The organism is Mycolicibacterium sphagni, from assembly GCF_002250655.1.
Classification (GTDB): Bacteria; Actinomycetota; Actinomycetes; order Mycobacteriales; family Mycobacteriaceae; genus Mycobacterium; species Mycobacterium sphagni.
Window position 1 is genome coordinate 39,027 of record NZ_NOZR01000016.1, and the last position, 19,187, is coordinate 58,213.

Below are 19,187 nucleotides of genomic sequence, written 5' to 3' on the forward strand. Positions count from 1 at the left end.
ACCGCAACCACAGCCCGATCTCCAAGCGGTTAAACAGATTCGCGACAAAGCTGCCCGATTCTTCGACGAAGACGATTGGCGCCGCAGCAGCATTTGACCGATGCTCAGGTCTTTGACCAGCCATCCTGTAGAACGCGAGTTCCGGCGATGGCATCGTTCAGCATTGGCGCGGTCTGGAGTTGCATCGTTCAACGGTGAGGAGCGAAATATCGCCAAGGCCAGAAGGTGTCGGCCGGGAGCGACAGCGGACGGAAGCCGCCCCGCCATGTGTTGAGGAGGGCGTGTCCTGCGTGATCGTGGTCGTGATCGAATGCAGGTTCTAAAGTCCGATTTCGTCGCTGAGTCCAGCTTGCCGGCTCTGGCTTTCCCCGCGGTGGACTTCGTTCCCGGCTCCTAAACGGGTGTGTTGCCATTCCCGATCTGTGGCGCTTCTATAAGTGATTTGCCGCTGCCGTCGAGATCGCAGCGACGATACTCGGCCAGGAGCCGCCGAGTTGCCGGGCGCCTCCTCTGCGACGTCGTGGGCGGTGCGGGTTTGATCTCTGTCGTTGGCGATGACGCCGCGGACGAGTTGGGCGGCGTGTTGACTCGTGTGACGAGACTCGCCATCGACATCTGGGCGCGAGCCGTGGCTGGCGTAGCCGTCGCGGCCGGGCTGCTGAGTGAGATATGCGGTGTTGGTCTGGCGTCCACGGCTCATCGCCACGTAGAACAAGGCGCGGCTGGTGTTTTCGCCCAGGACGGCGTGGGTGGTGTCCGTGGTGGTTCCTTGTGCGGAGTGGACGGTGATCGCGTAGCCGTGGGCGACGTGCTCCCGTAGGTAGTCGCCGGAGAAAACTGTGCGCGCACCATCGGTGAGGCGGCGAGCTGCCATGCGCTGGTTGTCAGGGTCGATGGCGTAGACGCGCCAGCGGTTTCCGTTGCGCACTGGGTCGGCATACGTCGTCCTTTCGGTGGCGTGAAGAACGCCGATGGTGGGGTCGTTGCGGCGGCTGAGAATCAGATCCCCGACTGCGACGCGCTGGCCACGGGCCACGGGCCACGGTGAGCGTTGGTGTCTGCGGGTCGATGGTGTCGGTGTGAATGCGTTGATTCAGGGCGTCGGCCATCTCCTTGGTATCGCAGACAAGCAGACCATCTTTCCCCGCTTGGATGTCGCGTCGGTATGCCGCCAAAGCGTCACTAGCCATGGCGATTTCATCGCCCGCATGAAGCCGGTCGTTCTTGCGATACCACTCGATCGCACGGCGCACCGGGGCTGGTCCGCCGTCGCGGAGCGCGAGCGATGCGCTGCGCTCCTCGGGGTCGCGCATGCGCCACACTTCGGAGAGCTTTTGGGTCCAGGGCAGGTCGGTGCAGGGTTGGGCGAACATGCCCCCGCGCGCCTTGACCGGGGCGAGCTGGTGGGCATCTCCGACGAGAACGGTCTTGGCGCCAGCGGCAGTGGTGGCGGTGAGTAGTCGGCGCAGATCGTCGGTGCCGACCATGCCGGCCTCGTCGACGATCACGAGATCGCCATTGCTCAGGGCTAGGGTGTGGTTGTCGAGATCGCGCAGAGCTTTGGCGATCGTGGAGCCGGTGTCACCGGCACCTTCGCGGACCGCGACATCAACCGCGTTGCCCGTCGGCGCCAACACGATGACCCGGCTGTCACGGCGGCGACGGGCCATCGCCGCCAACGCGCGCATCGAGGTGGTCTTACCGGCTCCGGCAGGTGCGCTAAGCGGTTGCACCAACCACGGTGAGACGGCGATGTTTCCCACTGCGCGTTGTTGATCCGGCGACAAGCCGTCGATGTCACTAGGCAGGCCCCACAGTATTGAACGGGGATCTTGGGCGTCGACGAGATCGAGCACGGCGGCTTCTTCGGCCAGGATCAGGTCGAGGGTGAATCGCTCGTGGCCTTCCCGTTGATGAGCCTGTCGCGGGGCAGTCAGCCGCACGGCGATTTCGTCGACGGCTTCCTCGACCAGCTCGCGGGGCGAGCGTGCGGTGTCGACGGGAAGTTGAGCACCGATGACCTCGACGAGGTCAGCACGGGTGAACGCGGCCTTCTCAATCGAGGCGGCAGCTCGCGATGCCGAGTGGCCTCAGGCATGCCCTCTGCGCTGGGCCTTTATATGGTGGTCCCGGCTGGTATCGAACCAGCGACCTTCCGCGTGTGAGATTCTCAGCCAGCAAGTTGGCTCACGCGATCCAGACGTCCAAGGATGCGCGTTCCTCCAGCTAGCACTCTGCCGCGGTGCCCTTTCGGCAGCATCCGAAATCTGACCGGCGCGGCAACCCAAAATTGACCTCTGGTCCTCCTGGCGCTAGTCGAGCCAGGAGGACCAGAAGGGAATGTGATCAATCTCCCTGGTACACCACGCCGAAGTGATCGCCCTGAAAGGGGACGGCTACCGACTCAATGACCGCGATAGTCCCTATTCCGCTGCCTAGGCTACCCGAAAACCGTTGCCGTGTAACAGCTGTACGGCTAGCCCGCGCCCGCCAACTCCGACAGCTTGTCGGCAATGGCAGCATCCCGCTCCTGGGCGGCAATCTGGTACCGCATCGCCATCGCGGGCGTTGTGTGCCCAATGCGGCTCATGAGTTCTTTGGTGGTCGCACCGGCCTGGGCTGCCAACGTTGCTCCCACGTGGCGAAGATCGTGGATTCTCATGTCCCCCTTGCCGACAGCAGCGAACCCGGCCTTAACCGCTTTGGTGAACGCGGTAGTGGAAAGCCGCTGGCCCCGCGTCGTGGTGAACACGAAAGCCTCAGGCCCCTTGCCCGTGTGGTTCGTCATGTGCTCCCGCAACTGTGTCGCGACGTGCGGCGGCACTGTCACATCACGGACACCGGCGTCAGTCTTCGGCGGTCCAACCACCACTTTGTTTTCGACCCGCGTCGCGGCCCTGCGGATCTTGAGGGTGACACGCTTGCCGTCGTCGTGAACATCCTTCCGACGTAGCTCCACCAATTCCCCGAACCTCAAGCCACACCATGCTGCGACGGGCACCGCGACCCTGTAGTGCTGCGGTGCCGACTCGGCCACCTTGTTCAACTCTGCCGGTGTCAACGGCTTCACATCACGCGGCTTCGGCGGCTTCCCCGCTGCCTTGATCTGGCAGGGATTCTCTGTCACCAGCTTGTCCTCTACGGCTGTGTTGTAAATCGCCTTGAGAAGCTGGTAGGCGTGTGTGTTCCTTGTGGGGGTAGGGGTCTTTTTACCTAATTCCACCCACCAAACACGCACGTGGGCAGGTGTGAGAACACGCACTGGCTGAACCCCTAGCGTTGGCAGAATCCGGCTCTTGAGCAGGTCCCGGTACAACGCGCGCGTCTTCGGCGTCAGGTCGCGCTGAGCTAGCCATCCCTCAGCAAACTCGCCCAGTGTCACCCCCGCCAAGACCTTGCCTTTGGCGCGATCCGCGGGCGGCGTCCACTCCCCGCGATCCAGCAGCTTCCGTTCGTCCGCTAGCCATGCTTCGGCGTCCATTTTCGTGCTGAAAGTGCGGGTGGCGGGGTAGACGCAACCGTCATCGGCGGTATAGGAGGCGCGGATATTTCCGCTAGGCAAGGGGCGCAGGGTGCCCCATGCGCGGCGTTGACTCTTCTTAGCCATACCAGGCAGCTTAGCAAGCATGACGTTAGCGTGACGTTAGCATTCCAGAATATGCCAGGTTATCAGGGGTAATGTCCACCAAAGTCTACGAAGTTAGCTGGCACTAAATGCCACTTCAGCTGCATAGATAGTGATTTTTTACTACCAGGTTGTGATCCTGGCTGTCGCGGGTTCGAGTCCCGTCAGCCACCCCGAGGTAAAACACCGCCTCATCCGCGAAGACGCGGGTGAGGCGGTGTTGTTTACGGGGCCATGCAACAGCGGCGCCGGGCTCAGCCGCCGGCATTCAACCCAGGCAGCAAAACTGGTCGTGTCAACAGCATCGAGGACAGGCTTCACCGGCGCAGCGATCTCGTGCGTTTCTGGTGCACTACGCCAAGGTGGCCGAGACCGATGACGCCGGTTTCAATGCCCTTGAGGCCGCCCTCACGTCGATCGCGACCGACTAGAGCGTAAATGTTGTGTCGTTCTAACCCTCGTTTGAATGTGCGAGCGTAGCGTCCCGATCAGACCCGCGGTGGTTGTCGGTGCAGAGTCCACCGCCAGGCCCTGGGATCGAGGTGTGCTGATGAGCACCAATCGAGGCGCGACTAGTCGAATCACCCACTGTGCCAAGGCAACATCGGCTCACGTCGGTACGGGTCGGCACCGGTGTGCTCGGCGGCGTGCTCTGCCGGTGAGTGCCTGGCTCGGTATCGGGGCGCTGGGTGTGGGACTGGGTGCGGCAGTAGCCGGTGGGTCGGGGATCGCCCATGCCGATCGTCCGGCGCCGTCGAGCACCGCCAGCACCCCCGGACCCAAGTTGGCGACTTCTCGAAGCGCGGGTTCGGTAGACGCGCCCAGGGCCGTGATTACCAGCGGCCCAACACATTACAAGACGGTCAACGTGTCTGCCCCGTCCTCGGCCGCGGTAACCGCGACCGACCACGAGACGGCGGTGATCACGACCGAGCATCCCAGCCCCGCACCCGTGCTGGGCGGACCGGCGACGGGGGCGGTCCGCTCGACGGTGAGCGCCCCGGTCCGCTCGACGGTGATGACCACGTCGACGGTGTCGCCGGCGGCCGATGTGTCGGCGCCACCGTCTCTGCTGACCGAGGTGACCAATGCCCTACTGACGTTGGGGGGTTTGAACACGACCACCCCCAGCCCCGCTGCGGGCAACCTGGTGCAGTTGGTGTTTTATTCGGCGGCGCGCTGGCTGGAGGACACCTTCAACCCCGCCGGCATCCCGATCGCCGGCACCCCCACCATCGGCGCCGCCGACCCGACCACCGGCGCAGTGACCTTCCACCCGGTGTTCACCGACGCCGCCGGGGCACCCCTGACCTACCAGGCCACCAGCAACCAGGGCACCGTCACCGTCAACGAGGACGGCGTCTACACCTTCATCCCCAACACCGCCGCGAGACTCAGCGCCACCGGGGCGAGCGAGGCCACCGTCACCATGGTCGCCTACAACGGGGTGCAGAGCACCATCAAAACCATCCACGTGCCACTCTCGGTGTCCACACCGACCGTCCTGTCCACCATCAAGGTTTTCGGCATCGGAACAGACGATGTGGCGGTCAGCCCCAACACCGGCGCCGAACTGGTCCTCACCACGACCGCAGGGGTGTCGGTGATCGACACCGCCACCGACTCGGTCACCGCCACTGTCCCCGTCAGCTCCTACTACGCCCCGGACACGGTCGCGATCACCCCTGACGGCGAAGGGGCCTACGTGACCGTGCCCGGCGGCACGACCCTGCAAGGGGGCCAGGGCACGGTGGTGGAGGTGAATTTGTTCAACAACACCGTCTTCGGCTCAACCCAAGTCGGCTACGAACCAATGGGGTTGGCGGTCGGGCCGGCCGGCACCCCGGCGGCGGAAAAACTCTATGTCGTTAATTCGTGCCCGAGCGGTGCATTGCCCTGCACCGGGGGCAACGACACGGTGTCGGTGATCAACACCGCCACCAACAAAGTCACCGCCACCATCACCGTCGGCGGGTTCGCGTCCGAGGTAGCGGTGAGCACGAACGGCAAGTTCGCCTACGTCACCAATAGCGGGACAGTGTCGGTGATCAACACTGCGACAAACCAAGTCTCCAAGACCATCCAAACCGGTATCACCGGCAACTTAGGAGCAGGGCTGGCCGTCAGCCCCAACGGAAAAGAGCTCTACGAGGCCGACCCGTTCAAAAGTTCGTTGGACGTCATCAATGCCACCACCGGCAAAGTGACCGCCAAAATCCCCGTCGGCAACAACCCGCTAGCGGTGGCGGTGAGCCCCGACGGCAGCGTCGTGTACGTCGCGAACGCGGGGGAGGGTAATACGCTGGGTACCACGGTGTCGGTGATCAGCACCGCCACCAACAAGGTCATCGACACCATCACCGTCGGCCGGGAACCGAGCGGGATTGCGGTCAGTCCCGACGGAGCAAAGCTCTACGTCACCACGGGCGACGGGCTCTATGTCATCGGCGTTTAGCCGCCCTTCGGCTTTCTTGCGGTAGTCATCACCAGCCAAACCACGCCAATTTGGCAGCATTTTCCGAGCTTGTTTAAGACCCCCTCGGGGAATTACTGGGCCCGTGAATAAACACAAGCGCACAAGCTCGTTGTCTCGACTCGGTGTCGGCGTGCTGGCGGCCGGCAGCCTGGCCATGGGCGGTCTCGGACTGGCCGCGACGGCGCAAGCGGCACCTGCCGCTCCCCTTCCTGCCTACCACTGGTGCCCGGGCGACAACTGGGATAACCATTGGGGCAACAACCCCGGCTGGCACGAATGCCATGACTGGGACGGCCCCAACGCCCCGGCTGGCTATGGTCCGCCGCCGCCCTGGGGAGGGCCCCCGCCGTGGGCACCGCCGCCGCCTCCGCCGCCGTTCTGGGCCCCGTGGGCGCAGGTGTCGTGGAATGCCGACGCCAACGGCTGGGGATTCTGGAACGGCGGTGTCTGGGTTCCGGTGTAACCGCCGGTCAGATCCTGTAACCAAGTCCGAACAAGTCAGGGAACCATTCGGTTCCCTGACTTTTTTTGGCCTCGGACGCCGATTTCCGCCGGTAAAGGGCCATTTATTGTTGCGATCGTTACCGAACTAAGCACGATAATTAAACCGCGCTGAGTTACTGTCCGGTAATAGCTTGCATGGCTTAGCTGGGGAGGGCTGATACATGGACGCCGAACGGCTTAGGGACGGACCCGGGGGGTTCGCTGAGGATGGACAACGCCTAGCCGTCTGGGTCGACCGGCTCGACGCCTTCCTGCTGGCGCTCGATGCAATCGACGCCGACGACGCGTTCGACTTCTGCGCGGCGGGGTGGGAGATCTGGCAGAGCACTGTTGTCGCAGATCCGCCACCGGAAACCAGCGCTGCCGTGCTCGTCGCCCTCGGCGGCCTTCAGGCGGTGTCGCACGCACTGACGGCATCGACGCTCGAGTACTACCGCGCCCCCGACGCCCCGGAACGCAGCAGATTGACGGCCGTTCACGCGTCGCTCAAGACTTGTCTGGGCAGCCTCAGGCACGAGTCGGCGTGGTGGTTGTCGGAGGGTTTGCCGGCCGCCGAGGAGATAAAGGCACGCAGTGCAACTATTGTGGCCAGTCTGCAGGCTACCAATGCGACTGGCGCCGCGCCGATTTCGGACAGCGGAATTGTCTTCGACAAAGTGTGTGCTCTCACCGATAACGAGAACAGACGGTACCGGGAGGCCTACGGTCGGCTACGGCGAATGCTGAACCGAGAGTTGTTGCAGCACATCACCGATGAGAGCGACGCCCTCTCCGACGTCGTAACCGAAATTGTCCTGGATCTGCAAGCCAGCCGGGAATCCACGTTCGATGCGGCCGTCATGGAACAACGCACCAGCAAGATGCGGTCGGCCCTGATCGCCGTCACCGCCGCGCTCCACGACTACCGCGAACAATCGGTGAATGCCGCGACGAGAACCTTCGGTCACTACAGCGCGCAGGCCAGGGCGGTGGAAGCGCTGTTCAGCCATCTGAAGGAGTCCTCGTTCGACTATCGCTGGCTGGACGAGCTGCACGAGCCGCTGCAATGCGGTGGCAATCCGGCGGTGCGGTACCAGTTCACCGCCCGGCGGCACGGCGAGCCCGATGTCGACGTCCACATGAATCGCGACTACATGGCGCGGTTCGCGAAGACCAAGACGACGTGGCTCCGGGGCGACGAACTGGCGACCATGACCCGCGACCGCAGCGTGCTGGACATGATCAAAGCCATTCAGCCCAAGGTGAATTCGCTGCAGGCACAGGTGGACAAGATCCTGTACCCGACGGTGGCCGAGGATGTGGCAGCCGTCAAAGAATTGATCGAGCGGTTTGGCGGTCAGAAGGGGTTGGACGCGTTGCATTACGCGCCGGGCGGCAAGCACAAACCCTGGATGCCGCCGCACCTGTCACCCCGCGTGCTGTCTTTCGTGCGGAGCTTCGATATGGCCGGTTCGTTGCTGTAGTTGACGTCACTTCCGGTTCAGCAACCATTTTGATTCAAAGCCGGCAGCGACGGGTACATAACCGTATGCCGCGGATTCCCGCAGCAAGAGGGTCTGGCGTCCCGGGGGGACGCGATTGCGAAGGGACGTGTGGACATGAGAATTCGGCTACTGGCAGACATCGACGGATCACTTCCCCCGGGCATCTGGGTCGATCGACTCGACGCCTTCATCTCCGCCCTCGACGCAATCGACGCCGACACCCCGCTGGCCTACTGCGAGCAGGCCTGGGACATTTGGGAGGGCGCGGTGTTCTCCGATCCCCTGCCGGAGTCCCACCCTGCGATGCTCATCGTCCTCGGGGTGCGGCAGGCACTGGCCAGCGTGATGGCGTCGACCTACCGCGGCTCTGCGGAGGACAAAAGCCGGGTGACGCTCGCAACTGTGCATTCATCGTTGAGCGAAGAGCTGAGCGGCGTCCGCGCCGAGTGCGAGCGCTGGCAGCATGAGGGGCTCCCGACGGCCGCCGAGGTCAGGGCGCGCAGCGCCGTCGCGATGACCGGTCTGCACAACGTCAAGCGACGTTCGGCCTAGCCCCGACTCAACGTCGCGGGATCTTGTCCCCGAAGAGGCGCAGTGCATTCTCGCCGGCGATCTTGTGCCGGACGTCGTCTTCCACCTGAAGGTCCCTCAGAAACTCAGCACCCGCGATGTTGTCGTCCATCGGGTAGTCCACCGAGAACATCAAGCGGTCGGGCCCCATCACGTCCAGAGCACACGCGAATGCCGTCGGGTTGAAGTTACCGCTCGTCGTGATGTGGAAATTGTCGCGAAGGTACTCCGATGGCAGCCGCGCCAACCCGCCGCCGCCCTCACCACCGCCGAGCCCGTAGTAGCGGTCGATGCGGTAAGCCGCGTACGGCAGCATCTCACCCAAGTGGCCCAGGATCATCTGCAACCGCGGGAACTTGTCGAACAGACCCGAGTAGATCAAGCGCAGCACGTGCGTGCCGGTCTCCGCCGCGAAGCCCCAAGAGGCAAGGTGCAGGCCATCTTTCACGTATGGAGCGAACCAGGCCGCCATGACGTCCGGATGCGGCGTGGTCGGATGCAAATAGACCGGAACGCCCAACCGCTGAGCGCAGTCGAACAGATCGAGATAGGCGGGATCATCGAGGTACCGGCCATGGGTGTGCCCGTTGATCAACGCACCGACAAGGCCGAGCTCGCGCACTGCCCGCTCGAGCTCGGCGGCGGCGGCATCGGGATCCTGGGTGGCCAGGGTGGCGAAACCGCCGAACCGGTCGGGGGTACCACGCACCGTCTCGGCGAGGTCATCGTTGGCGCGACGCGCATTGTCGACTGCCCGCGCGGTGTCGTCGTCCTCCTGAACTCCGGGGTCGAATAGCGACAGGATCTGGAAATCGATTCCGGCGGCGTCCATCTGCTCCAGTCTCAGCGGACCGCGGTCGTAGAGCCGCTGATGCGCGGTGACATTGTGGGTCTCGAGCCAGGTGCCGACGACGTTGTCACTGCTGACCGGGTTCCAGGCGTAGTGCTCTTCGAGTGCGATCAACACAGTTGCGACTCTAGGCGCTGGCGTTGCCCGCTTTCCACTGCGGCCACGGAATGTTCCAGTCGCCGAGGCCTTCCGTTCCCGGAAGCGTTGAGCCGACGGTGTTGCGGACTTCGACGATGTCGCCGCGCCTGGTGTTGTCGTAGAACCACCGCGCGTTGCTCGGGCTGACGTTCAAACAACCGTGACTGGTGTTGGAGTAGCCCTGCGCGCCGACCGACCACGGCGCCGAATGGACGTAGATACCGCTGTACGACATCTGGGTGGCCCAATCCACCTCGGTGCGATATCCGTTGGGCGAGTTGGACGGAACGCCGTACGTCGACGAATCCATGATCATGTGGGAGAGCCGGTCGCCGACGATGTAGACCCCGTTGTTGGTGGGCGTGCTGTTTTTGCCCATCGAGATCGGAATGGTCCTCTCCACCACCCCGTTGCGCCGCACGGTCAGAGTCTTGGTGTCGTCGTCGGCAGTCGCGATCACCTCGTCTCCGATGGTGAAGCGCGACGTCAGATTCTGCTGACCGAAAAGACCGTCTCCGAGATCGACGCCGTAGGTGTTGACCGCGACGTCGACGGCGGTGCCCGGCTTCCAGTAGTTCTGCGGGCGCCAGCGCACCTCACGGCTGTTGAGCCAGTAGAACGCGCCCTCGACGGGCGGGTTGGTGGTCACCTTGATCGCACGCTCGGCGGCGAGCCGGTTGGGGATGTTCTCGTCGAAGCGCACCGCGATGGGCTGCCCGACTCCGACAACCGCACCGTCACCGGGCAGTAGGTAGGGCATGGTCAGGTTCTCGGGCGACTGCGTTTCGAAGGTGATCTTCTCGGCCGTCACACCGCCCAGGCCCAGCGACTGGGCGGTCAGCGTGTAGCTCTTGTTGTACCCCAGCGGTTCGCTGGTCGACCACGTGACGCCGTCCGGGCTGAGTTTGCCGTCCACCTTGCTGCCGGCCTCATTGACCATCGTCACCGATCCCAGCACCCCGCTGGTGGCACTGACGGTCACCGGCCGGTCGAGCCGAACGTCGACGGCACCGTCCTTGACCGAGGCCGTCAGCTGCGGAACCAGCAGGTCTCCGTAGGGCGTCCCCTTGTCGGCAATGACCTTGGGCGGGGTGGGCGCCGGGGCACTGCTGCCGCACGCGCTGAGCGCGATCAGCAGCGCCGGCACGATCGCGAGGGCAGCCAGCCGGGTCCGCGACCGCGGACGGTTTGCCGAGCTGGCCTTACTCATATCGCTCTCTACTTCGCTAGCTGTGTAAACGCTGTTGATGATTGGCAATAGTCTAAGGGAATCTCGGCGACGCTGGCGACCGCACAGTTCAGCGACTCGGGGGCGGCCACCAGCGCAATTTCATGTTCGGCAGTGGTGTTTGTTATTGTCGCTGACGCGGTTCACGCGCCGTTAGCTCAGTTGGTAGAGCAGCTGACTCTTAATCAGCGGGTCCGGGGTTCGAAACCCTGACGGCGCACAGTAGAAGAGCCCCGGTTATCGCCGGGGCTCTTTTCTGTTTCGAAGCTCTCCAGGACGACTGATCATACGATCAGCGAAGCGCCGGAACGCGAGAAACCCGGTGCAAGTTCGCCATTGGGGCAGCCAGCTAATCCTCGCGACGATAGGGCGTGCCTTACTATCACGTCAGACGGCCGGGGGGCTCGCGATGAAGCGTCGGACTTTAGCTGCAACGTTGAGCGCACTCCTGGTTTGCACCGCCACCACCGGCACTTCGTGGTCGCCTGGCAGGACGTCGAGGGCGCCGGACCCATGTTCATCTACACCACGCGGGACTCCTACACCGGCGGCTTCGACGACGATCAGAACTTCGGCCTGTTCAAAACCAACTGGACCCCCAAGCTTGCGGTCGCGACAGTCGGGGAGCTGATTCAGGAACTCGCCAGCGGGACCCTGCAACCGTTCGACGTCACGCCTTATGCCAACAAGATCGACTTCCTCGGTGCGGCGGGGATCGTCATCCGGCAGTTCGTCAGCTTGGTCGCGATCGTGCCGAAAGCCCTGTACCAGATCGCGGTTTCGGCGGTCACCGCCGTCACACATGCCATCGGTTCGGCGCTGGGTATCGCAACGGCAGCTGGATCTCCAGTAGCGGCAGCCACGGCGTCCGCGGCGAAAGTCGCTGCCGTGCAAACGAATCGGGAGGGCGGCGCGCAGGCCGCGCCGAGGGTAAAGCCCTCGGCGCCCGCGACCGCTCAGACGTCCGACAAGAAGAAGACAACCGACGACTCGCCGTCCGCATCCGCCCAGCCCAAGGTTCGCTGCACCCCGAGACGACTACAGTCTGACCACATGGCCGATCTCGCGGCACTCTTCGCCCACATTGTGGGCCGCACTCACCTGCTGACCGGTGACGACATCTCCGAGGACTACAGCCACGACGAGGCGCTGACCATCCCGCCGCAGCGGCCCGCCTACCTCGCCAAACCGGCCACCGCCGAGGAGGTCTCCGCGCTCCTGAAGGCTGCGACCGAACACCGTGTGCCGGTAACCGCTCGCGGATCGGGATGCGGACTGTCCGGAGCAGCGCAACCGGTCGCCGACGGTCTGCTGATCTCCTTCGAGCGGATGAACGCTGTGCTGCAGGTCGACGCCGACAACCACGTCGCGGTGGTGCAACCGGGCGTGACGCTGACCGAACTGGATGCCCAGACCGCGAAGGCGGGGCTGAGTTACACCGTGTATCCCGGCGAGCTGTCCTCGAGCGTCGGCGGCAACGTCGGGACCAATGCCGGCGGTATGCGCGCAGTGAAATACGGCGTCACCCGGCACAACGTGCTCGGCCTGCAAGCCGTGCTACCCACGGGTGAGATCATCCGCTCCGGCGGCAAGATGTCAAAGATTTCCACCGGTTACGACCTCACCCAGCTGATCATCGGCTCTGAGGGCACCCTGGCTCTGGTCACCGAAGTCACCGTCAAGCTGGTTCCGCGATTGGCGCACGGCGCCACCGTGCTGGCTCCGTTCGGCGATTTCGACCAGGTGATGGCCGCTGTGCCCAAGCTCATCTCGAGCGGACTGAACCCGACGATCGTCGAGTACATCGACACCGTCGTGATGGCGGCGATCGTCAACGCCGAGAACCTCGAACTGGGTATCCCCGAGGCGATTCGGGAATCGTGCGACGCCTACCTCGTGGTCGCGCTGGAGAACAACCACGCCGATCGCCTCGATGAGGACGCCGCGACACTGGGCACACTGCTCAGCGAATGGGGTGCACTAGATGCGTATGTGCTGCAAGGAAATTCAGCCCGCAGACTTATCGTGGCGCGGGAGAATGTGTTCTGGACAGCCAAGGCCATCGGTGCGGACGACATCATCGACGTCGTTGTCCCCCGGGCGTCGATGCCAGAGTTCCTGCGCCGCGCCCGTGACATCGCACTCGCCGAGGGCATCAGCATGAGCGGGTGCGGGCATGCCGGCGACGGCAACGTGCACGGCGTCCTGTTCTGCAAGGATCCACAGACCCGCAGGAAGATACTGACCGAGATCTTCGCCATGGGCATGTCGTTGGGCGGGGCGATCTCCGGGGAGCATGGTGTCGGGCGAGCCAAGGCCGACTACTTTTGCGAGCTCGAAGACCCCGCCAAACTGGCGTTGATGCGGCGAATCAAGGCGAGTTTCGACCCGGCCGACATCCTCAACCCCGGCGTGGTATTCGTCTAGCCGCCAGCTCTGACCGGCCCGCGCCTACGTCCACGGTGCGAGGCTGGGAACGGCTCCCCTGGTGCCGCCTTGATCGGGACGCGACGTTGCCCGGGTTCGTGGAAACGCAGCAGCCCGGACTCTGTGAGATGCATCGCTGTGAATAACCCTGGGCAACTCGTTAAGACAGCTGACTGACCAGCAGATTTGCTCGTCATTAGATAACCGGACGGTACCTCAGACAGCGGATTCAGCTCATTGTGCTGCACTAATGTGACAGACGGTGTTATAGTCACGGTTAGCTGCAATGACCAGCAGCAGCCCCCGGGCAAGATGTTCAGTGATGAAGTGAGGACTTAGCCGCATGGTGCCGGAAGACCTCGTTCCCCACCCCAAAGGCGAGGTAGCTCCGAAACCCTCCGCATCGGTGACCCCGATGCAGATTCACAGCTGCAGCCGCATCGGCCTGACCGCAAACCCGCCGGGGTTCCGGCGCTCACTGGGCGACTGGTTTCGCCGCCGCTAATCCTGCTCGGCGACGCGGCCCGGATTGACCCAGGACGCAGCCGCTCCGATCACCATCATCACCGCGGCGGCAATGAACACCACCGACAAGCCGGCGTGGAACGGTCCCGAAATCAAATGCGGGAAGAATTCCTTGCCCGTGAGCACCGCAGAATTCACGCCAGGCTGGTTCACCGTGTCGCCCATGAGTTCGGCGATCGGGTTGTACCCCAGGAACGCGGCGAACAGGCTGCCCACCGGGGGCAGCTCAGCGATCCGGTGCGCATCGGCAATCGACACGCCCTGCTGCTGCAGCCCGGTACTCATAGTGGCCGGCATTGTCTTGGCCAGCCCGGCGATCATCAGCGAGAAGAAGATGCCGATGGACAGCGACATTCCGGCGTTGGTGAACGTGGCCCGAATGCCCGACGCGGCGCCGCGCTCGGCCGCGGGAACGCTCGACATGATGGCCGCGGTGTTCGGCGAGGTGAAAATCCCGCCGCCTAATCCGTTGAGGAAGATCAGCACTGCAAAGACCCAGAAGCTGAAGTCCACTGGAATGACCATCAGCGCAAGGAAAGTCACCGCCATCAGCAACATGCCACCGATGGCGAACGGCCGCGAGCCGAACCGGTCCGACAGTGTCCCGGACAGTGGGCCCGCCAGCAGGAAGCCGAGCGTCATCGGCAGCAGGTAGATACCCGACCACAGCGGCGTCGATTCGAAGCTGTAGCCGTGCAACGGCAACCAGATGCCCTGCAGCCAGATGATCAGCATGAACTGCAAACCACCACGCCCCATGGAGGCCATCAGGCCCGCGAGGTTGCCGAGCGCGAAGGGCTTGGATTTGAAGAGCCGGATGTCGAGCATGGGGGCTCGGACCCGAAGCTCGATGACGCACAACACGGCCAGCATCAGCACGCCCAGCCCGATGGCGCCGAGTACCCAGGGGTTGGTCCAGCCGGTGGGATGCCCACCGTAGGGCTGGATTCCGTAGGTGATCGCGGCCAGCACCACGGTGAACCCGAGCGCGAACAGCACGGTGCCTGCCCAGTCCAGACGCGCCGGGGTACGCACCCCGACCTCCACCAGAGACCGGAAGCTCCAGATCGTTCCGGCCAGCCCGAGCGGGACGCCGACCCAGAAGACCGCACGCCAATCCCACTGCGACAGCAGGCCGCCGATCAGCAGGCCGAGAAACTGCCCGGCGATCGCGGCGACCTGGTTGACACCCAGGGCCATGCCCCGCTGCCGACTGGGGAACGCATCGGTCAAGATTGCCGCCGAGCAGGCCATCAACATCGCACCGCCGACGCCTTGCACCACCCGCCAGCTGATCAACCAAATCGCACCAGCACTGAGGTCAAACGGGTCGAACGACAAGGCAATCGCCGCGACGGTGAACACGACGAATCCGAGCGTGTAGATACGCACCCGGCCGAAGATGTCGCCGAGCCGGCCCAACGGCACCACCAGAACGGCGGTGGCCACCAGATAGCCCATGAGCATCCACAACAGATAGCTCACGTTGCCCGGCGCCAGCGGGTTGAGCCCGATGCCGCGGAAAATCGCGGGCAGCGAGATCAGGACGATCGAGGAGTTGATCGACGCCAGCAGCGCGCCGAGCGTGGTGTTGGACAGCGCCACCCACTTGTATCTGGGGTGGTCATGATCCATCCGCCGACGCCGGCGGGCGGTCTCGGCGGCTGCTTCTTGGGTGTTCTCCACGACCGGGGCATCGGTCATCGTCACGTCTGTGGTCATCACGGTCCGCATCTCTTCGGCTACGGAGGTGGGATAACCAAAACATTCGGTAACTATGTAAATTTGCGCTGTGGAATATGCCACGGGCGTGAGCCCGTGCGTCGGGAATAAAGGGCTGGGCGGGCCTAGCCGTTGCGGATGCGGCGGATCACCAACACGACCGTCACCACGCTGACGCCAGCCAGCGCCGCAGCGACCGGGGGTCTCTTCACAAAGCTCAGCAGCGCGGCTTTGACGTCATCGGCGATCCGTTGCGGGTTGGCCCGCACGGCGAGCGAGTCAACCGTCACCGCCAGCCGGTCACGCGCCTGGTCGATCTCCGCCTTGATGACCTCGGGATCCCGGTCCGCCACTTCAGTCCTCCAAACTGCCGCCCTGCCGAACTACCCTAGAGCAACCCGGGCCAACCCCGATGCTCCGGTGGATGAAGGGATCAGTAAGTGAGCGACACAGCACGCCTCGAGGTCGGTGACCAGGCGCCGGCGTTCAGCCTGACTGACGCCAACGGCAAGACCGTGAAGCTGTCCGATTTCAAAGGCCGCAAGGTGATCGTCTACTTCTACCCCGCCGCGATGACCCCGGGCTGCACCAAGCAGGCCTGCGATTTCCGGGACAGCCTGGCCGAGTTGAACGGCGCCGGCATCGACGTCGTCGGAATTTCCCCCGACAAGCCCGAGAAGCTGGCCAAGTTCACCGACCGCGACGAACTGACGTTCCCGCTGCTGTCCGATCCGGACAAAAAGGTGCTCACCGAGTGGGGCGCCTACGGCGAGAAGAAGCTCTACGGCAAGACCGTGGTGGGCGTCATCCGGTCGACGTTCGTGGTCGACGAGAAGGGCAAGATCGAGGTCGCACAGTACAACGTCAAGGCCACCGGCCACGTCGCCAAATTGCGCCGAGACCTCTCGGTCTAGGCCTGCGCCTTGTGCACCCTGGGCGCTGCCGAGCCGACCGAGGTCTTGGTGCCACCAGCCGCACTGACCACCGGTTTGGTCACGGTCTTCTTGATCGGATGTAGAGCTGCCGCGGAACCCGCGGTCGACGTCGTGGGGTAGCCGATCTTGATGCCGGGACCGGTCTGGACGGTGGTATCGCCGGGCTGCTGCCCGAACGCGATCGCGATCGCGAAGGGACCCGGCCCTGCCGTCACATTGCCGCTGTTGAAGACGTCCAACGCGAAGTTCCAGAGGCTGGTCGGCGTGCCACCTGCTTTGACGACGTTGTCCGAGCCCCATCCGTTGAAGGCGTAATTTCCGAGTCCCACCGCTTCGACGCTGTCACCCGGCCCCGTCACGAAGGCGCCATTGGTGATCACGTTGCCGATGCCGTCGGCCAGCGTCAGTCCGATGTCTGCGGTGGTCGAACCGAACGGATTGGTAATGGCCTGAGCGACATTGAAGAGGCCTTTGGTGGTGGTCGTGCCATTGGTGCCCAATTGCATGGCGATCCCGAACAAATCCCCGGCCTGCGCCGTCACGTTGTCACCCCACGCCCACGCGAACGTGAAGGCGCCAGTGCTCGTGGCCGTCGCCACACCGGTATCTGTCGTCCCGACAAGGGGAACGATGCCGTCCGCGAAGGCGACACCGAACAGGCCGCCTGCCGTCGCAGTCGCGTTGGGACCGACAGCGATCGCGATGCTGGTGGGGCCGCTCTTGCACTGGGCAGTGTTACCGAGTCCGAAGAACGAAGAGCAACTGGCTGCAGCCAGGGGCGCTCCACCGATCGCCGCTCCGGCCATGAGGGCGCAGAGTGGCAGTGCTGCAACCAGATTGGCTTTCCGCATGTGAACTCCCCCGCCACAGGCCTCGAAGGCCGCCCGCAATTGACCAGTTTGACAATATTGGGGATTGGCGTCTGCCGCCTCGTAGTCGGCTACTCGGCATGCGGTTCCCAGAGCATTCCCAGGAAGAGCGCCTCGGTGGTGGCGGCACGCTCCAGCACGCCGAGATGCAGGCTCTCGTTGACGCTGTGCGCCTGAGTACCGGGGTCCTCAACGCCGGTGACCAGGATGGTGGCATCCGGGAAGGCGGCGGCGAACTCGGCGATGAACGGGATCGAGCCGCCCATGCCCATATCGACGACGTTGGTGCCCCACGCCTGCCGGAACGCCGCACGGGCGGCGTCGTAGACCGGCCCGCTGGCGTCAATCGCATAGGGCTGGCCGATGTCGCCGGGAGTGACAGTGACGTGCGCGCCCCAGGGTGCGTGCTTCTCCAGGTGTGCGCGTAGCGCGTCGAGGTGAGCCGACGCGTCCCCGCCCGGCGCCACCCTCATGCTGACTTTGGCGCTGGCTCGCGGGATGAGCGTGTTCGACGCTTTGGCGATCGGTGTGGTGTCGATGCCGATGACGGTGATCGCAGGTTTGGCCCACATCCGTTGGGCCACAGGGCCGGAACCGATCTCCTGCACCCCGTCGAGCAAGCCGGATTCCTCGCGCACCCATTGCGGGCCGCGGTCCACGTCGGCGGCGCTCGTCTCGTACAGACCTTGTACCGCGACGTTGCCGTCGTCGTCGTGCAGGCTGGCCAGCAGGCGCACCAGAACACTGAGGGCATCGGGCACCACCCCGCCCCACAGCCCCGAGTGCAGGCCGTGGTCCAGAGTGGCGACCTCGACCACACAGTCGGCCAGGCCGCGCAGCGACACCGTCAGCGCCGGGATCTCCGGGGTCCAGTTGTCCGAATCGGCGATCACGATGACGTCGGCGGCCAGCTTGTCCTTGTGTGCCGCCAGCAGCCGGCCCAGCGACGGCGAACCGGACTCCTCCTCCCCCTCGACGAACACCGTCACCCCCACTGGCGGGTTGCCCTCATGAGCACGGAACGCGGCCAGGTGCGTCGCGATGCCGGCCTTGTCGTCGGCACTGCCCCGGCCGTAGAGCCGGCCGTCGCGTTCGGTCGGCTCGAACGGGTCCGAATCCCATTGCGCCGGATCGCCTTCCGGCTGAACGTCATGATGGGCGTACAGCAGTACCGTCGGCGCCCCAGGCGGGGCGGGATGATGCGCGATCACCGCGGGCGCACCGCCCTCTTCGACGATCTCGACCTGCTGGAAACCGGCGTGGCTCAACAGGTCCGCGACCGCGCGTGCGCTGCGGTGCACCTCGTCGCGACGGGCCGGGTCGGCCCATACCGATTGGATGCGCACCAGATCCTCGAGATCGGCCCGCACCGAGGGAAGCACAGCCTGCACGCGTTCGACGAGATCGCTCATGCCAACGACGTTAGCGGGAACTAGAGAGTCTCCAGGATGGCGACCGCCGCGGCGGTGTCACCCTCATGGGTCAGCGACACGTGAATGGTCACCTCGGCCAGATGCTTGGCGATCTCACCGGTCAGCCGCACCTTGGGCCGACCCCACATGTCGGTGATCACCTCGATGTCGCGGTGGATGCCCTCCGGCAGCACCGGACGCTGCGCGAAGCGCGACCCCGACCACGCCTTGATGACGGCTTCCTTGGCGGCCCACCGGGCGGCCAGGTGCCGCGCGGCCACCGAACTCTTGTCGGCGGCATCGCGGCGCTCACCTGGAGTGAACGTCTCGGCGAACACCGTTCCCGGCTGGTCCACCTGCTCGGCGAAGTCGGGAATGGAGACCACATCGATCCCCACACCGACTATCGCCACGCCGGAGAC

General features: G+C 64.4%; 17 protein-coding genes and 1 tRNA gene. 8 read left to right on the forward strand and 10 right to left on the reverse strand.

The window, feature by feature from the left end; all coding sequences use genetic code 11:
* Positions 1 to 319: 319 nt before the first annotated feature.
* Positions 320 to 874 carry a helicase C-terminal domain-containing protein gene (locus CG716_RS30795; protein WP_234817904.1) on the reverse strand — a complete coding sequence of 185 codons (555 nt, stop codon included), beginning with the start codon at positions 872 to 874 and terminating at the stop codon, positions 320 to 322.
* Between the two features lie 10 nt (positions 875 to 884).
* Positions 885 to 1,856, reverse strand: a complete 972-nt coding sequence (locus CG716_RS30800; protein WP_234817905.1) for an AAA family ATPase — start codon at positions 1,854 to 1,856, stop codon at positions 885 to 887.
* Here CG716_RS30800 and CG716_RS30805 point away from each other — a divergent pair.
* Positions 1,833 to 2,165 (forward strand): hypothetical protein, encoded by a 333-nt coding sequence (locus CG716_RS30805; protein ID WP_234817906.1) that lies wholly within the window; start codon positions 1,833 to 1,835, stop codon positions 2,163 to 2,165. The two genes, CG716_RS30800 and CG716_RS30805, sit on opposite strands and share 24 nt — an antisense overlap.
* 311 nt (positions 2,166 to 2,476) lie before the next feature.
* Here CG716_RS30805 and CG716_RS18390 read toward each other — a convergent pair whose 3' ends face one another.
* Complete coding sequence (locus CG716_RS18390) at positions 2,477 to 3,607, reverse strand: tyrosine-type recombinase/integrase (RefSeq protein ID WP_094482338.1); 1,131 nt, start codon at positions 3,605 to 3,607, stop codon at positions 2,477 to 2,479.
* A gap of 676 nt (positions 3,608 to 4,283) precedes the next feature.
* Here CG716_RS18390 and CG716_RS18395 point away from each other — a divergent pair.
* The 4 genes from CG716_RS18395 to CG716_RS18410 all read left to right on the forward strand — a co-directional run bounded on the left by CG716_RS18395 (position 4,284) and on the right by CG716_RS18410 (position 8,641).
* Positions 4,284 to 6,080, forward strand: a complete 1,797-nt coding sequence (locus CG716_RS18395) for a YncE family protein (protein ID WP_165774206.1) — start codon at positions 4,284 to 4,286, stop codon at positions 6,078 to 6,080.
* A gap of 103 nt (positions 6,081 to 6,183) precedes the next feature.
* On the forward strand, positions 6,184 to 6,564 hold the full coding sequence (locus tag CG716_RS18400; RefSeq protein WP_410430997.1) for an Mtp family mycobacterial-type pilin: 381 nt from the start codon (positions 6,184 to 6,186) through the stop codon (positions 6,562 to 6,564).
* A 202-nt stretch (positions 6,565 to 6,766) separates the two neighbouring features.
* Positions 6,767 to 8,068, forward strand: coding sequence for a hypothetical protein (locus tag CG716_RS18405; RefSeq protein ID WP_094482190.1), 1,302 nt, complete (start codon positions 6,767 to 6,769; stop codon positions 8,066 to 8,068).
* 135 nt (positions 8,069 to 8,203) lie between these two features.
* Positions 8,204 to 8,641, forward strand: a complete 438-nt coding sequence (locus tag CG716_RS18410) for a hypothetical protein (protein ID WP_133066973.1) — start codon at positions 8,204 to 8,206, stop codon at positions 8,639 to 8,641.
* Between the two features lie 7 nt (positions 8,642 to 8,648).
* Here the strand turns inward: CG716_RS18410 and CG716_RS18415 are convergent, their stop codons facing one another.
* Both CG716_RS18415 and CG716_RS18420 read right to left on the reverse strand, forming a co-directional pair.
* Positions 8,649 to 9,626 carry an amidohydrolase family protein gene (locus tag CG716_RS18415; protein ID WP_094482194.1) on the reverse strand — a complete coding sequence of 326 codons (978 nt, stop codon included), beginning with the start codon at positions 9,624 to 9,626 and terminating at the stop codon, positions 8,649 to 8,651.
* A 10-nt stretch (positions 9,627 to 9,636) separates the two neighbouring features.
* Entirely contained in the window at positions 9,637 to 10,857 is a 1,221-nt protein-coding gene (locus CG716_RS18420; RefSeq protein ID WP_094482196.1) for a L,D-transpeptidase, read from the reverse strand.
* Between the two features lie 165 nt (positions 10,858 to 11,022).
* On the opposite strand from CG716_RS18420, the gene CG716_RS18425 reads away from it, so the two are divergent.
* Positions 11,023 to 11,095 (forward strand) — tRNA-Lys (locus tag CG716_RS18425).
* Between the two features lie 833 nt (positions 11,096 to 11,928).
* Positions 11,929 to 13,302, forward strand: coding sequence for an FAD-binding oxidoreductase (locus tag CG716_RS18430; protein WP_094482340.1), 1,374 nt, complete (start codon positions 11,929 to 11,931; stop codon positions 13,300 to 13,302).
* Between the two features lie 501 nt (positions 13,303 to 13,803).
* Here the strand turns inward: CG716_RS18430 and CG716_RS18435 are convergent.
* Together CG716_RS18435 and CG716_RS18440 are read right to left on the reverse strand one after the other, a co-directional pair.
* The gene (locus CG716_RS18435) at positions 13,804 to 15,549 is read right to left on the reverse strand and encodes an MFS transporter (RefSeq protein ID WP_094482342.1); all 1,746 of its coding nucleotides are present in this window, start codon (positions 15,547 to 15,549) and stop codon (positions 13,804 to 13,806) included.
* A gap of 125 nt (positions 15,550 to 15,674) precedes the next feature.
* Positions 15,675 to 15,902: a DUF3618 domain-containing protein gene (locus CG716_RS18440; RefSeq protein WP_094482198.1), complete on the reverse strand. Its 228-nt coding sequence runs from the start codon at positions 15,900 to 15,902 to the stop codon at positions 15,675 to 15,677.
* A gap of 87 nt (positions 15,903 to 15,989) precedes the next feature.
* On the opposite strand from CG716_RS18440, the gene bcp reads away from it, so the two are divergent.
* Positions 15,990 to 16,463, forward strand: coding sequence for a thioredoxin-dependent thiol peroxidase (gene bcp, locus CG716_RS18445; protein ID WP_094482200.1), 474 nt, complete (start codon positions 15,990 to 15,992; stop codon positions 16,461 to 16,463).
* On the opposite strand, the gene CG716_RS18450 is transcribed toward bcp, so the two are convergent.
* From CG716_RS18450 to acpS, 3 genes are all read right to left on the reverse strand, one after another.
* Entirely contained in the window at positions 16,460 to 17,335 is an 876-nt protein-coding gene (locus CG716_RS18450; RefSeq protein WP_094482202.1) for a hypothetical protein, read from the reverse strand. The two genes, bcp and CG716_RS18450, sit on opposite strands and share 4 nt — an antisense overlap.
* A gap of 89 nt (positions 17,336 to 17,424) precedes the next feature.
* Positions 17,425 to 18,765: a dipeptidase gene (locus CG716_RS18455; protein ID WP_094482204.1), complete on the reverse strand. Its 1,341-nt coding sequence runs from the start codon at positions 18,763 to 18,765 to the stop codon at positions 17,425 to 17,427.
* A 20-nt stretch (positions 18,766 to 18,785) separates the two neighbouring features.
* Positions 18,786 to 19,178: a holo-ACP synthase AcpS gene (gene acpS, locus CG716_RS18460; RefSeq protein WP_094482344.1), complete on the reverse strand. Its 393-nt coding sequence runs from the start codon at positions 19,176 to 19,178 to the stop codon at positions 18,786 to 18,788.
* Positions 19,179 to 19,187 lie beyond the last annotated feature (9 nt).

Coding starts and splice junctions, on each gene's coding strand:
- CG716_RS18405 (WP_094482190.1), top strand. CDS start 6,767: ATGGACGCCGAACGGCTTAGGGACGGACCCGGGGGGTTCGCTGAGGAT.
- CG716_RS18450 (WP_094482202.1), bottom strand. CDS start 17,335: ATGCGGAAAGCCAATCTGGTTGCAGCACTGCCACTCTGCGCCCTCATG.
- CG716_RS30795 (WP_234817904.1), bottom strand. CDS start 874: ATGGCAGCTCGCCGCCTCACCGATGGTGCGCGCACAGTTTTCTCCGGC.
- CG716_RS18455 (WP_094482204.1), bottom strand. CDS start 18,765: ATGAGCGATCTCGTCGAACGCGTGCAGGCTGTGCTTCCCTCGGTGCGG.
- CG716_RS18410 (WP_133066973.1), top strand. CDS start 8,204: ATGAGAATTCGGCTACTGGCAGACATCGACGGATCACTTCCCCCGGGC.
- CG716_RS18435 (WP_094482342.1), bottom strand. CDS start 15,549: ATGACCACAGACGTGACGATGACCGATGCCCCGGTCGTGGAGAACACC.
- CG716_RS18420 (WP_094482196.1), bottom strand. CDS start 10,857: ATGAGTAAGGCCAGCTCGGCAAACCGTCCGCGGTCGCGGACCCGGCTG.
- CG716_RS18390 (WP_094482338.1), bottom strand. CDS start 3,607: ATGGCTAAGAAGAGTCAACGCCGCGCATGGGGCACCCTGCGCCCCTTG.
- CG716_RS18430 (WP_094482340.1), top strand. CDS start 11,929: ATGGCCGATCTCGCGGCACTCTTCGCCCACATTGTGGGCCGCACTCAC.